Origin of the sequence: Geobacter sp. SVR, from assembly GCF_016865365.1 — a bacterium.
GTDB lineage: Bacteria > Desulfobacterota > Desulfuromonadia > Geobacterales > Pseudopelobacteraceae > Pelotalea.
Window position 1 is genome coordinate 479,069 of the sequence record NZ_AP024469.1, and the last position, 13,427, is coordinate 492,495.

Annotated in this window: 14 protein-coding genes and 1 riboswitch; of the genes, 7 read left to right on the plus strand and 7 right to left on the minus strand. The window is 58.9% G+C overall.

The window, feature by feature from the left end:
- Nucleotides 1-1,284 (minus strand): phosphopyruvate hydratase, encoded by a 1,284-nt coding sequence (gene eno, locus GSVR_RS02430; RefSeq protein WP_173201199.1) that lies wholly within the window; start codon nucleotides 1,282-1,284, stop codon nucleotides 1-3.
- An 81-nt stretch (nucleotides 1,285-1,365) separates the two neighbouring features.
- Nucleotides 1,366-1,429, minus strand: a riboswitch (Fluoride riboswitch).
- Nucleotides 1,430-1,568: 139 nt separating this feature from the next.
- Nucleotides 1,569-2,978, minus strand: coding sequence for a glycosyltransferase (locus GSVR_RS02435; protein WP_203978772.1), 1,410 nt, complete (start codon nucleotides 2,976-2,978; stop codon nucleotides 1,569-1,571).
- Nucleotides 2,979-3,436: 458 nt separating this feature from the next.
- Between GSVR_RS02435 and GSVR_RS02440 the strand changes: the two genes are divergently transcribed.
- Together GSVR_RS02440 and GSVR_RS02445 are read left to right on the plus strand one after the other, a co-directional pair.
- Nucleotides 3,437-3,736: a transposase gene (locus GSVR_RS02440; RefSeq protein WP_173202482.1), complete on the plus strand. Its 300-nt coding sequence runs from the start codon at nucleotides 3,437-3,439 to the stop codon at nucleotides 3,734-3,736.
- A complete protein-coding gene (locus tag GSVR_RS02445) occupies nucleotides 3,733-4,566 on the plus strand; it encodes an IS3 family transposase (protein ID WP_203978863.1) in 834 nt (277 codons plus the stop codon). The genes GSVR_RS02440 and GSVR_RS02445 overlap by 4 nt, the downstream gene beginning before the upstream one ends.
- A 165-nt stretch (nucleotides 4,567-4,731) precedes the next feature.
- Here GSVR_RS02445 and GSVR_RS02450 read toward each other — a convergent pair whose 3' ends face one another.
- From GSVR_RS02450 to GSVR_RS02460, 3 genes are all read right to left on the minus strand, one after another.
- Entirely contained in the window at nucleotides 4,732-5,715 is a 984-nt protein-coding gene (locus GSVR_RS02450; RefSeq protein WP_173198497.1) for a beta-ketoacyl-ACP synthase III, read from the minus strand.
- Between the two features lie 124 nt (nucleotides 5,716-5,839).
- Complete coding sequence (locus GSVR_RS02455; RefSeq protein WP_173198495.1) at nucleotides 5,840-6,157, minus strand: hypothetical protein; 318 nt, start codon at nucleotides 6,155-6,157, stop codon at nucleotides 5,840-5,842.
- Complete coding sequence (locus tag GSVR_RS02460) at nucleotides 6,154-6,954, minus strand: inositol monophosphatase family protein (RefSeq protein ID WP_173198493.1); 801 nt, start codon at nucleotides 6,952-6,954, stop codon at nucleotides 6,154-6,156. Before GSVR_RS02460 ends, GSVR_RS02455 begins: the two co-directional genes overlap by 4 nt.
- A 166-nt stretch (nucleotides 6,955-7,120) precedes the next feature.
- Here GSVR_RS02460 and GSVR_RS02465 point away from each other — a divergent pair, with 166 nt between their 5' ends.
- Genes GSVR_RS02465 through GSVR_RS02480 form a run of 4 tightly spaced genes read left to right on the plus strand, consistent with a single transcriptional unit; the run spans nucleotide 7,121 to nucleotide 8,765 of the window.
- Nucleotides 7,121-7,447 carry a YggT family protein gene (locus GSVR_RS02465; protein ID WP_173198491.1) on the plus strand — a complete coding sequence of 109 codons (327 nt, stop codon included), beginning with the start codon at nucleotides 7,121-7,123 and terminating at the stop codon, nucleotides 7,445-7,447.
- 6 nt (nucleotides 7,448-7,453) lie between these two features.
- Nucleotides 7,454-7,906, plus strand: a complete 453-nt coding sequence (locus tag GSVR_RS02470; protein ID WP_173198489.1) for a DivIVA domain-containing protein — start codon at nucleotides 7,454-7,456, stop codon at nucleotides 7,904-7,906.
- Complete coding sequence (locus GSVR_RS02475; protein WP_173198487.1) at nucleotides 7,893-8,222, plus strand: DUF167 domain-containing protein; 330 nt, start codon at nucleotides 7,893-7,895, stop codon at nucleotides 8,220-8,222. Before GSVR_RS02470 ends, GSVR_RS02475 begins: the two co-directional genes overlap by 14 nt.
- Before the next feature lie 57 nt (nucleotides 8,223-8,279).
- The gene (locus tag GSVR_RS02480) at nucleotides 8,280-8,765 is read left to right on the plus strand and encodes a peptidylprolyl isomerase (RefSeq protein ID WP_173198485.1); all 486 of its coding nucleotides are present in this window, start codon (nucleotides 8,280-8,282) and stop codon (nucleotides 8,763-8,765) included.
- A 96-nt stretch (nucleotides 8,766-8,861) separates the two neighbouring features.
- Here the strand turns inward: GSVR_RS02480 and GSVR_RS02485 are convergent, their stop codons facing one another.
- Both GSVR_RS02485 and GSVR_RS02490 read right to left on the minus strand, forming a co-directional pair.
- Nucleotides 8,862-10,298: a DUF3426 domain-containing protein gene (locus tag GSVR_RS02485; RefSeq protein WP_173198483.1), complete on the minus strand. Its 1,437-nt coding sequence runs from the start codon at nucleotides 10,296-10,298 to the stop codon at nucleotides 8,862-8,864.
- A 150-nt stretch (nucleotides 10,299-10,448) separates the two neighbouring features.
- Nucleotides 10,449-11,300: a TIGR02757 family protein gene (locus GSVR_RS02490; RefSeq protein ID WP_173198524.1), complete on the minus strand. Its 852-nt coding sequence runs from the start codon at nucleotides 11,298-11,300 to the stop codon at nucleotides 10,449-10,451.
- A 439-nt stretch (nucleotides 11,301-11,739) separates the two neighbouring features.
- On the opposite strand from GSVR_RS02490, the gene GSVR_RS02495 reads away from it, so the two are divergent.
- Nucleotides 11,740-13,416: a FecR domain-containing protein gene (locus GSVR_RS02495; RefSeq protein WP_173198481.1), complete on the plus strand. Its 1,677-nt coding sequence runs from the start codon at nucleotides 11,740-11,742 to the stop codon at nucleotides 13,414-13,416.
- The last annotated feature ends 11 nt before the right edge of the window (nucleotides 13,417-13,427 follow it).

Genomic DNA, 13,427 nt, shown 5'->3' on the forward strand with positions numbered 1-13,427 from the left:
TCATCTCCGGGAAAAGACATCCCTTCCTCTGAACAGGGCGCATGCCCCCAACTCCTCCTCGATGCGCAACAGCCGGTTGTACTTGCTGATCCGCTCGGTGCGGCAGAGCGACCCGGTCTTGACCTGGCCGGCGTTGACAGCCACGGCCAGGTCGGCCAGGGTAGTGTCCTCGGTCTCGCCCGAGCGGTGGGAGATCACGGTGGTGTAGCCGGCACGTCCGGCCAGTTCGATGGTGTCGAGAGTCTCGGTCAGGGTGCCGATCTGGTTGAGCTTGATCAGGATCGAATTGGCGATCCCCTGGGCGACCCCCTCCCTGAAGATCTTCGCGTTGGTGACGTAGATGTCGTCTCCGACCAGTTGTATCCGGCTTCCCAGGTGGTTGGTTATCTTCTTCCAGCCTTCCCAGTCGTTCTCGGCCATGCCGTCCTCGATGGAGATGATCGGGTAGCGTTCGACAAGATGCGCATAAAAGTCGATGATCTGGTCGGCGGATTTGCGCGGCTGATGCTCCGCCTTCATCAGGTACCGGCCCTCCTCGTAGAATTCGGAGGCGGCCGGGTCGAGGGCCAGGAATACATCCTCGCCCGGCTTGTAGCCGGCCTTGATGATCCCCTCCATGATGACTTCCAACGCTTCTTCATTGGACCTCAGGTCCGGGGCAAAGCCACCCTCGTCGCCGACTGCGGTGTTGTATCCGCGCGCCTTCAGCACCCCCTTGAGGGCATGAAAGACCTCGGCCCCCATGCGCAGGGCTTCCGAGAATCGTGGTGCACCGGCCGGCACGATCATGAACTCCTGGATGTCCACGTTGTTGTCGGCATGGGCTCCGCCGTTCAGGACGTTCATCATCGGCACCGGTAGCTCCCGCGCGTTGGTGCCGCCGATGTAGCGGTACAGCGGCAGCCCCGCCTCCTGGGCGGCTGCTCTGGCAACCGCCAGGGAGACCCCCAGGATGGCGTTGGCCCCCAGCCTGCTCTTGGTCTCGGTCCCGTCCAGCTCGATCATCTTCCGGTCAAGCCCCGCTTGGTCGCCGGCCTCCATGCCGGTCACGGCGGCAGCCAGTTCTCCCGTGACGTTGGCGACCACCTTCAGTACCCCCTTGCCGTTGTAGCGGGACTTGTCGCCATCGCGCAGTTCCAGGGCCTCCCGTTCGCCGGTCGACGCGCCGGAGGGCACGATGGCCCGCCCTTCGGCCCCTGATCCGAGGCGTACCTCCACCTCGATGGTGGGATTGCCCCGTGAATCGAGTATTTCCCGTGCATGAACTCTCTGAATGCCGCTCATCGTTGTCCCCCTTCTCATGGTGGTTGCGTCTCCCCGATGGTCTGCCCATGCCCAAAAATGAAAAAACTCCTGCCCTCGGTTTCAAGAGCAGGAGTCATCAGCTTGCGGGCAAGCGGTTATGGCGAACTCCATCGCCGTTGGTTTTTAAGCAAAGATAGACAAGGATGCCGGTTATGTCAACGGTATGTTTTTTCGTCGTTGCCCCGGCCACGGTAAAGCCGTAAGGGCCGGGCGCGTCAATGGTGCAATCGTACCCCGTTCACGTCAACCCAAGCGGATGGACCTCAATCCAAGATTTTTACCTCGTGCAAAAAGATCTTGCTTCCGGAATAGAGCGGTTCTGTCCGGCCAATCGTGGGAGTGGAACTGACCTGCCGTGTCAGCCATCCCGACCTGTGGAACGTCACCAGTGCATAGGGTCCGATCCATGACAGGGCGAGAAAGGAATAAAATCCGTAGACAAAGGCCCACAGGGAGTCGAATGTCCCGAATTTCCAGGCGTATATGACCGCCGCCAGGCTGGCGGCGAGTATTACGCCAAGTACCGTGCCAAACCCGAAGGTTGCCAGGTGCAAGGTGAGCGCTACGCCGGTGACCAGGGTGAATACCGGGACCTTGATGATCGCGATCCAGTTGAAAAGCAGATTGAGCCGGGTGCCGATCATCGATTCCCTGCGGAAGTCAGTGAATATGAAGCGTGTCATGGCAAGGATTTCTCGGACGTCGCTGCGTGCCCATCTCAGGTACATCTTGCAGAGATTGGCATAGGTTACCGGAACCTCGGTGTATACCAGAGAATTCTGCTGAAAGAGAACGTGGTGCCCCTCTCTGATGATCAGGTTGGTCAAGGCGCGGTCTTCCCCGATGTTGGCGGGCTGGCCGCAGAAGGTCTGATGCAGCCACTCCTGCAGTACGGCCGCTACCGCGTTTGTGCGGTAGGCCGCCAATGCTCCGGGGGTGCACATGACCGAGCCGACCATGCTCTGGCTGGCGCGAATAAAGTCGAAACTGTAGACAAAGGCTACGTCGAGCATGCGGGGGATGATCCCCTTGTCCCGGTTGAGCACTCTGACATTGCCTGCAACGGCACCCACCCTGTGATCCATCACAAAGGGGGAGACGAGATTTCTCAGGGTATCGGCAGTCACGATCGAGTCGCTGTCAACGGTCACCAGAATATCTCCCGCGCTCTGCCGGAATCCGGCATAGAGGGCGTGGCGCTTACCCCTGTTATGGGGTTGCCTGATGATGGTGAGCCGGTCTCCCAGATGTTCCTTGGCCTTTTGAATCCAGAGCCAGGTATCGTCCACGCTGCCGTCGTCCACCGCTATCAGTCTGAGTTTGTCGTGCGGATAGTCGCTGGCGGCGAGGCTCTGCAGTGTCACATACACCTGTCTGCCCTCGTTGTAGGCCGGAACGACCACGGTGCAGGCAGGGAGAAGCTCGTCTGCGCAGCCGGGAATGGGGCGGTACCCGAGTGCCAGCAGTGCCCGCCAGATGAGTTCCGCTCCGAAAAGTGCCACGGAAACCAGGGTGAACAGCAGGAGCGTGGTTCCGAGGAGGCCCTGCCTGAACAGGTCGGCCGTTTCCCGGGCGCAGGCGATGCCGCCGAGCAATGCACAGGCGCCGAGCACCGCGCAAAGGATGACCGGAGACCTGCGTTTACTGGTCGAATGTGCTGGAAATGTCATCATGTCCGCCTTTGGGTTTTTTGCCCTGAAAAAACAGGTGTTGCAGAGGAGGTTGAGGAGCAGGGAGAAATCGTTGACAATCGGAACGTTTCACGGGCCGGCCGTCGACTTGTTTCTCAAAAACCGGCGTTTATGTGCGGATTCGCGCTCTCAGCATTCCGGGCCTGAGATAGCAAGGAGGATGCCAGTCTACCGGTGACTCGGTATGTCACTGATTTTGTGCAGTTAATTGCGGTATTCGTCGTGTGAGGCGTTGTGCCGTGGTGGCGGACTGAAGGGTTTTTCCTGCACGCCAAATGTTCATGCTGTGGAAAAGGGAAAATAACCGGTTGTACTACGGCACGTTGGGCGATTGTATGGTTTTGCCTACAGGGAGCTGGTGGGGGGAATTTCCTGGATTTGTGAGCTATCTTCACATTTGAGGACACACCTTATATCCTAACGGACCAGGAGGGTGTGTCATGAGAATGAACCGAAAATACGATGCCGAGTTTAAAGCTGAAGCGGTGAAGCTGGTTTTGGAAGACAACCGCACCATTCGCGAAGTTGAAAGCAGTCTCGGGATCACGCATGGAGTCTTAAAAGGATGGATCCGGAAACACCGTGACCAGCAGGATCCGGCTATAGCCAGTCAAATATCTGCCGAAGCAGAGCTTAAGCAACTCCGCAAAGAGAACGAGCAACTCCGTCGGGAGCGTGAAATCCTAAAAAAAGCTGTGGCCATCTTCTCAACGGATCCGCATCGTTATTCGGGTTCATAACCGAGCACCGCTCCGAATTCGGAGTGAAGGAGATGTGCCGAGTTCTGGGAGTGACTCGGAGTTGGTACTACGCCCATGCGGCCGGCCGAGTAACGAATCGGCAGCGCGAAGACCAGGCGTTGTTGCCAACGATCAAATCAGCCTTCGAAGAGAGCGACAAAACATATGGCGCGAAACGGATTACCCATAACCTACGGCAGTTAGGGCGGCGCGTCGGTAAAAACCGCATCTGGCGCCTGATGCGAGAAAACGGCCTTAAAGTCAAGACGACGCGGAAGTTCAAGGTTACAACGAATTCAGATCACAAGCGTCCTGTAGCGGACAATCTGGTGAAGCGTCAATTCTCCGCTGACGCTCCCAATCGGCTCTGGACCGGCGACATAACGTACATTGAAACGGTCCAGGGCTGGCTGTACTTGGCAGTGGTCCTCGATGTATTCTCCCGCCGGATCGTGGGCTGGAGCATGAACAAACGCATGACGGATGATCTTGTTATAGCTGCCCTTACCAATGCGATAGTCAGGCGTCGGCCGTCACCAGGATTCATCTTTCACACGGATCGTGGTTCGCAATATTGCAGCAAACGGTTTCGTGCCGTGGTCGGGAAAGCAGCTGGTATCCAAAGCATGAGCGGAACCGGATGCTGCTATGACAATGCAATTACGGAGACCTTTTTCTCCACATTGAAGAGAGAACTGATTTACCACTGCTCCTTCACGACCCGGCAAGGTTACATCGAAGGTTTCTACAACCGCAAGAGGATTCACTCTGCGATTGGCTATCTCACTCCTGAACAGTTTGAGCAGCAGGAGCTAAAGATGGCAGCATAGAATTTTGAGTGTGTCCTCTATTGCGAAGACAGGTCATTGCAGGAATCGTGGGGCGTTTCCGATCAGAGTACCGTCAGGCGATGGAGGGGGTGCGGATAAAAAAACTCCCGCTCCGGAAACCGGAAGCGGGAGTTTGCAATGAGAGATTCGTTTCCTACGCGGTCATCAAAAGCGGATCAGCAACCCGCCCCATGACAGTCCGCCGCCGAAGCCCATGGTCAGCACCAGGTCGCCCGGCTTGATCGTGCCGTTGTGCATGTTTTCGGCCATGACCAGCGCCACCGATGCGGCCGAGGTGTTGCCACAGCGGTCCAGGTTGAGCAGGAAGCGCTCCTTGGGGTAGCCGAACTTCTTGGCGATGAAGTCGATCATCCGCACGTTGGCCTGATGCGGAATGATGTAGGTCAGGTCGGAAGGGGTGATGCCGGCTTTCTTGCACAGCTCCACGATGATCTCGGGGATTACTTCGGTGGCAAAGATGTAGACCTGTTTGCCGGCCATTTTGAAGGTGTTCTCCCTGAGGGCGATGGTCTCGGCGGTAATCGGTTTGCGGGAACCGGAGGAGGGTACCCGGATCAGGGGCCAGCCGTTCCCGTCGCTGCGCATGTAGGTGCAGAGGACACCCTTGTCGGCCTCTTCGGTGGCGCGCAGGACTGCTGCACCGGCTCCATCACCGAACAACGGACAGGTGGACTGGTCCTGGAAGTCGAGAATCTTGGAGTAGGTGTCGGCGCCGATGGCCAGTACGGTCTTGTATTTGCCGCAGGTGATGAAGTTGTCCGCCACCTCCATCGCATAGACGAAGCTGCTGCAGACGGCATTGATGTCAAAAGCGAAGGCATTCTTGGCGCCGATGTTTTTCTGGACAATACAGGCGGTGGCAGGCAGGCACATGTCCGGGGTGGAAGTGCCCAGTACGATGCAGTCGATTTCTTCGGCTGAGATGCCCGCGCTTTTCAGCGCCTCCTGGGCTGCGATGGTCGCCAGATCGGAGGTGGCCTGATCCTCCCGCGCGAAACGGCGCTCGCGGATACCGGTGCGGGAAAAGATCCACTCGTCGGCATTTTCCACAAGGTTCTCGAAAAACGCGTTGGTCACCACCCGTTCCGGTGAGCATGCCCCACTGCCAATTACCTGCGCACGAATCATATGTTCTTAACTCCGGATTTGCTAATGTTAATGCGGCTTTGGACGAAAAAAGCACTTCACTATCACACAGGATAACAGTGTTTGTCAATCTGAATGCTGGCGGCCGCGGCCGGGCAGAAGGGGGTCATGATCCATCGCGGAAGCGGATGATATCAACCAGGGCATATGCCCATACCGCCACGAAGCCCCCTAGCAGCGCTTTGCCGAAACCTCCGATATTCTCCAGCGCAGCCAGCACGTCGTCCGGTTTGACCACGCTGGAAGCGATCTTGGCGGCAATGACCGGAGTCAATCCCTTGAGCACCACGAACACCGCCAGCAGCAGCAACAGGTTGACCAGCATCAGCAGCGCCGCTCCAATCAGCTTGCGCCCCAGGTAGAGTTGGCCAAGGCCCGGCAGTACCAGGGCGTTGAGCAGCACTGCAACCGTTTTTCTGTTCATCGGGCACTCCCGTGGGCCGACAGTGCCAGCAGTGCCACCATCTCGTCATGAATCAGCCCATTGCTGGCGAGGATGCGGTTATTGTCCACGGTAAAGGGCGAGCCGTCGAAGGTCGTTACGCAGCCGCCCGCCTCCCGTACCATCAGCACTCCGGCCGCCACATCCCACGGCTTGAGTTTCAGCTCCCAGTATCCGTCGAGGCGTCCGGCCGCCACGCTGGCCAGATCGAGGGCCGCTGCCCCGGCCCGACGGATGCCGCGCGCCTTCTTCTGAAAGGCGATAAAGCTGTCGAAGTTGTTGGCCGGATCACTGGCGCAGTCATAGGGAAAGCCGGTGCCCAGCAGGGTGTCCTTCAGGGGAGCGTGGTCGGAAACCCGCAGTCTGCGTCCGTTCAGGAAGGCGCCGCTTCCCTTGACGGCCGTGAACAGCTCGTCGTAGATAGGGTTGTAGATCACTCCGGCCACCAGCTCGCCTTCCGCCTCCAGGGCGATGGAGCTGCAGAACCAGGGAAAGCCGTGGGCATAATTGGTGGTGCCGTCTACCGGATCGATGATCCAGCGGAAGGACGACCGCCCCTGGAGGTTATCCCCCTCTTCGGCCAGTATGCCGTGATCCGGAAAGCAGCCCAGCAGATGGGAAACGATCAGCCGCTCGGACTCGCGGTCCACCTCGGTGACCAGGTCCTTGTCTCCCTTCATGTCCACGTCGAGCGGGGACGCGAAGCGATACCGCTGGTAACTGCCGGCCATGCGAGCCGCCTCGACGGCGGCATCAAGATAGGTCTGCCATGCGTTCATATCTGATCCTCATAAAAGAAGGCGGCCAAAAATGCCGCCTAGTAGGACAAACATGATAGCAGAGCACCGCGGGGAAGGCAAGCGCGGCTGTCATTCGGGCTTTGACATTGATTGCGCTTTAGGGCATATTTAATTATCCAACTCATAGAACAGGCGGGGCGTAACAGTGGTACTTTTCGGTAATATCTTTCTGGCACTGGCAAAGATCGTCGAACTGGCCGATGGCCTGCTGACGATCTACAAATATGTCCTTCTGGCCAGCGTGATCATCTCCTGGGTGCATGCCGATCCCTACAACCCGATCGTCAATTTCATCTACCGCATCACTGAACCGCTGCTGCGCCGCATCAGGCGGTACATGCCGGATACCGGCATGCTCGACCTTTCGCCGCTGGTGGCCTTTGCCTTGATCTACGTGGTACAGATCATCGTCTTCAACACGGCCTATCACTACCTGATGAGCGCCAGCATGTCACTCAAGATGAGAGGTTGACCAGGCATGAAGATCACCCCGATCGATATTCAGCAGCAGCAGTTCAAGGGCAAGATGCTGGGCGGACTCGACCCGAACGACGTGGATGCATTTCTGCAGTCCGTGGCGGGTGAGATGGAGAGTCTGGTCCGTGAGAACAATGAACTCAAGGAACAGCAGATCCGTCACAACCGGGAAATGACGGACATGGCGGAGAAAGAGCGCCAGCTGCGCGAGACACTCCTCTCTGCCCAGCGGGTGATCGAAGAGATGAAAGCCAATGCCCACAAGGAGGCGGCACTGATCGTCTCCGAAGCTGAGCTCAAGGCAGAGCGGATTGTGGCGGATGCGGAACGGCAACTGGGTGAACTCAAGGCCCGGATTGAGGAGATCCGCCGGCAGAAGGTGCAGTTCGAGGTAAGCCTCAAGTCACTGCTGGATTCCCACGCCCGCATGCTGACAGGCGATGACCAGAAGTGAACATTCTCTCTGCAGCGTAACGGCGCAGGGCATCATTCTCAATCTGCATGTGCAGCCGCGGGCATCGAAGAACGAGGTGTGCGGCGTGCAGGATACATCGCTCAAGGTCAGGCTGACCTCGCCACCGGTGGACGGGGCGGCCAACAAGCTGTGTCGCGAATTCCTGTCCGAACTGTTGGGAGTGCCGAAATCGGCGGTGGAAATCATTGCCGGAGAAACCTCCCGGCATAAACGGGTGCGGATCGCATGCGCCGACCCGGAACGGCTCCGCCGGGTTGTCGACGACATCGTCAGGCATCATTGCAGCACATCCTGACCGGCCTTCGGAAGCCACCCCCATCAAGGTCGGAAAAATCCCAGAGAGGAAAGAGACATGGCACAGGCAAAAAACGGTGATAAAGTCCGGGTACACTATATCGGCACGCTGGATGACGGCAGCATTTTCGATGCATCGGAAAACACGGAGGCGTGTGCGGATGACAGCTGTAGCGACGACGCCTGCGGATGCGGCACCGGTTCTGGTCCGCTGGAGTTCGTGATCGGGCAGGGCACGCTGATTCCCAAGTTCGAACAGGCGGTGATCGGGCTCGAACCGGGACAATCGGTCAAGGTGAAGATCGCCGCGGACGACGCTTATGGCCAACGTGCCGAGGAAATGGTGGCAGTGGTTCAGCGCAGCGAGATTCCGGCCGATATCAATCCCAAGCCGGGCGACCAGATGGAGGTGATCCTGGAAGATGGCAGCCCCATGCCGGTCCTGGTAACCGAAACCAGCGATACCACCATCACCCTGGATGCCAATCATCCTTTGGCCGGACTGGATCTGAACTTCGAGATCAGGCTGGTGGAAATCCTGTAATCGCCCTCATCAATTCAGGGCATGAAACAAAAGGCCGCTGACAGTCGTCAGCGGCCTTTTGTTTTGCCTCACGGTCAGGCAGCACCCCGACGCGTGCTACTGTTTCCCGGTTGCCACGGTCGAGCCGGCCGGCTCGACGCCGTAATCTTTCGCATCGGCTGCGGGTTTGGGAATGACGATCGTAAAAGGGATCGCCTTGCCGGGGGCAACCTCAAGGTTGGCCAGCGAATCGCCGAACTGGTTGGCCATGGCCGCCTCCAGCTTATCCATCGGCTGGGTGGTCAGTTGCTCCTTGTTCAGCGCGTTGCCGGCATAGGCATTCCTGCTGGTCAGCACCTGGCCGGCGGCGCCGTAGATCATGGCCTTCAGCTGTATGGCCGCCCTCGGTTCCTTGAAATTATTGACCGCTTCGCCGGTGATCACCAGCAGTTCGCCGGATTCCTTGTTCGTTACGAACGAGGCGTCGACGGAGCGTATGGTGATCCGACCGGTATCGGTTGCGGCCTGACTCTTAGCCTTGACGTCGGGCAGTGCAAAACTGAAGAAGCAGACTGCCGCCACGGTCACCACGCCGAGCAGGCCGAGCAGCACCGCCAGCAGCGGGCTCCGTTTGCGCCGCGAAGATATCGACAGAGGGGGCAGCTCGTCTTCTTCCGGAGCGGGACCGGATGCGAGCGGAACGGGGAGGGTTTTGTCTGCCGTTGCAGATGGAGCAAAGGGTATCTGATGGGCGTGTTCCACAGCCTCAGGAGTCACCTGCGCTTCCGCCTCCGGTTCCGGCTTTCCGGAATCGTCCGGTGCGGCGTCGACGGTATTCCCGGCCTGGCCAGTTGCAGGCGGTGTCATCTCGTCCAGCCTGAATTCGTCGAAGGTGAACATGCCGGCCGGTTCCACCCCTGCCGGAGTCGTGGGTGTCTCTTTGCCAAAAAGGTTCTCGTCGTCGAAATCAAAAAAGGAATTGTCCGGTTCCGTTGGCGGAGTCTCCTGAGGGCCCGACAGGTCAGGATCCGGGAAGGGCGTAGCTGTTGTCGGGGGGGTACCGGCATCTGCAGCCGGACTTCCGAAATCGAAGCTGCCGAAATCGAAAGTGTCTCCGGAAGGTGACTGCTCCTCCCGCTCCGCGGAGAGGGCCTTACTCTCCTGGGGGGAAAAGTCGAAGTCGTCATTGCCGGGAAAGGGGAAACGTTCTTCCCCACCAGGCTCAAAGGATTCGGTTTCGGCCCGGAGGGCTTCCGAGGATGCTTCCTGTTCGAAAGGGTCTGAATCGAAGGGGGAATCGAAGAAAGGTCCGGTGGATTGTTCCCGGTCCTCAGGCGCGGCATCGGGTGCGGATGCAGCGGAGAACGGCTCCTGGGGAGCGGAAGCTGCTTCCAGCATCGTCCCGAAATCGGCTTGACCGGTATCCTCAGGTTGTTCCTTGGTTACGGAGAATATGTGCCGGCATCTGGCGCAACGGACCTTGACCCCTTTGTCCGTGACCTTGGAGTCATCGAGCCTGAACTTTGTGTTGCACCGTTCACACTGGATTATCATCTGTTACTCCCGCTCAAACATGGTGACAATATGGCTTGTAATGGCGTAACTGCTTGAAACAACGTGTTCTATAGCAGAAAGGGGCAGGGGTGTCAAACGAATAGCACAGGCCCTTTGCCCCCTTTCACGAGCGTATCCCGCTGGCCCCCTTCAGGCGGCGGCAGGATTTTGCGGGCATATTTCCGCAATGCCGCAGGTCAGACAGATGTCGCGATCGACGCCGTTGCATTTCTCGGAGATGCCCAGATGAGCGAGGGAGAAGTCATACTTGACCGGGTCGTCCGGGTCGAGCACGCCCAACGCTGCGGTGATTTCGCGAGCCATGCGCCAGTCTGCGTTTTTGCGGCGGGTAAAGTCGAGATAGCTGCTGATACGCTGAATGTGCGTGTCAACCGGGATAACCAGTTGGGACGGAGCGATGCCGTGCCACAGGCCGAGATCGATGCCGTCGGCCGGTCGTACAACCCATCGCAGAAACATGCACAGGCGTTTGCAGGCGCTGCCGGAGGCGGGAGCAGGAAAGAAAAACGGAAAGTACGAATCGCCCGGCAACGTGTCACGTCCGAAGACCGGACGGTAATCGAGCCCCAGTACTTCCGCACTGTAAGTGTTCAGGGCTGCGGTCACATCCCCGGCAGCGCTGTCGTGGCCGGCCAGGAAAAAGGCGCCGATACTGCCGCGCTGCTCGATCATCAGCCGGATGGCCCACAGGAGCGCGCACAGATCCCGGCTGTCGTTGAAGCGGTGCTTGAACCCGCTGAAGGCGGCCAGGCCTTGTTTGGGCTCGAAGCACTCCGCATATCGCCGCGGTGATGGGCCGAGCGCCGCAAAGATCGACTCCAGTGTGCGCAGGATGATCAGGACGTTTCCGTAGGCGAAGGATGAGGCGATCACGGCCGCCACCTCGCGGTCGGCGGGATCAGGGTAGCGGTGGCAGAATGAGAGCGGGTCGTTGGCCAGGTGCCGGGGGGAGCGGGTGGCATAGAGGCGGTCAAGGACCATTTTTATGTCGGGTGCCGGCACCCATGGTGCTGGTCGGACGGCTCCGGAAAGATCGGCCCGGGCAGGGATCTTTCCGCCCGCCAAGCGTTGTGTGTCGAGATTCTTTGCCCTCCTGCCCATTCCGCGCTCCTTCCTTGGCAGCGTATACTTTCCCCCCGTTCTTTGCAATGGCTTTTGGGCCGGCCGCCGTGACTTGCCCTACCCCCTTCTTCTGTTACTATTGATTTTGAATCCGTTTTCCGGGCTCCGTGTGTCCACATGCCTGCCTGCCGGGCTTTCCACGGCTTTTATCGCTGCCGGAGGCCCATCCGGCAAGACGTTTCCACTGCACAGCAGGGACGTATCCGTCCCTTGCGGGCATCCCGGCATTGCTGCGTTCCGGATCAACCATCACGATGCGATCTTCAGCGCCGGGGGCTCAGGCGGCGGGAGGGGAGCCATGAGGCAGGCGAGATACGCAAGAGCACTGATCAGTCACGCCCTGATCTGGATGGTACCTCTGCTTCCAGCTTTATCTCATCCCGCATCGGCAGCCTCGAAATGGTTGGAGAAAAAGGTGGACCTGACCGTGGTACAGGGGGACACCCTGTTGGGCGTCTGCGGGAAATACCTGGAGGCGAAAAAAAACTGCCATAAGCTCGCCAGGATCAACCGCCTGAAGAATCCCGACAGGATCTATGCCGGCCAGAAGCTGGCGATCCCGATAAGCTTCCTCAAGGGAATTCCCATGGAAGGCCGGGTGACTTTCATCAAGGGGGATGCCTGGACCCGGGAGAACAAAAGTGCAGAATGGGCAGCGCTGCACCCGGGCGATCACGTGCGTGAGGGGAACAGCCTCAAAACCGGTGCGGGAAGCACGATTGAAATCACCTTCGAAGACGGTTCCTCCATTTTTCAGAATCCCGACACTGCACTGGAATATTCGACTACCCGGCAAGGACCGCTCCATCTCCTGCGCGAGCTGTTCCTGCTGGGAGGGCATACCATTACCCGGGTTAAAGGCGCCACCGGTAAGGAACAGCGCTTTATCATCCGCACCCCGTCAGCCCTGGCGTCAGTGCGCGGCACTGAATTCAGGCTTTCCATCGACGGGGCCGAGACGACCCGCTCCGAAGTCATGAACGGTATCATGGATGTGGGGGCAATGGGCCGGGATGTTGCGGTCCGGGAAAACGAAGGGACGGTGGTACAAAAAGGCCTTCCCCCGATCGCTCCGAGAGAGCTCCTTCCCCCGCCCCAGGTCATACTGCGGCCCCCTTTCGATACGCTCCCGCTGAACGTCGGATTTACCGCCATCTCCGGGGCGACCGCCTACCGGGTGCAACTGACCAGGGACCGCGACGGCAAGGATATCGTCAGTGAGCAAACGATTGAGCCCGAGTCGCCGTTCACGATCAACGAGATCGAAGACGGGGCCTACTATGTCCGGGGTATGAGCATCGACGATGCCGGACTGGCCGGAATGTCATCCGAACCGGTGCCCATCACGGTACGGGTGAATCCGTCTCCCCCGCTGCCCGTCTCCCCCGCGGAAGGGGCCGAACTCCGTTCCGATGTGGTGGAAATGAACTGGCAGACGGTACAGGAGGCAGTCGGATATCATCTGCAGATAGCGACGGACAGGACCTTTTCGAAGACCGTGGTCGATATGGCCCCCGGGGATGCCAGGTATGCGGCCACTGTGCCCGAACCGGGGCACTATTTTTACCGTATCCGTTCCAGAGCCGCAGACGGTTACGAGGGGGCTTGGTCGGCAACCCGCAGCTTTATCGTCGTACCGCCACCACCGGTGCCGTCACTTGAAAAGCCTGCGGTGGAGGGCAAGGAAATCCGGATCAGGTGGCATGATCTCGGCGCCGCATACACCTATCACTGCCAGGTGTCCCGGGACAGCAGCTTCAGGGAGGTGATGGTCGACCGGAAAACGGACGGTCCGGAGCTGGTCATCCAGAAGCCGGAAATGCCGGGAACCTATTATGTGCGGACAAGTGCCATCGATTCCAAGGGCTATGAAGGGAACTTCTCGCCGCCGCAGAGCTTTGAGGTTGAGTCCCGGTTTCCCTATGCCCTGCTTGGCTTTGTTCCGCTCGGAATGCTACTGTTGCTGCTGTTCTAACCGCGTTTAGA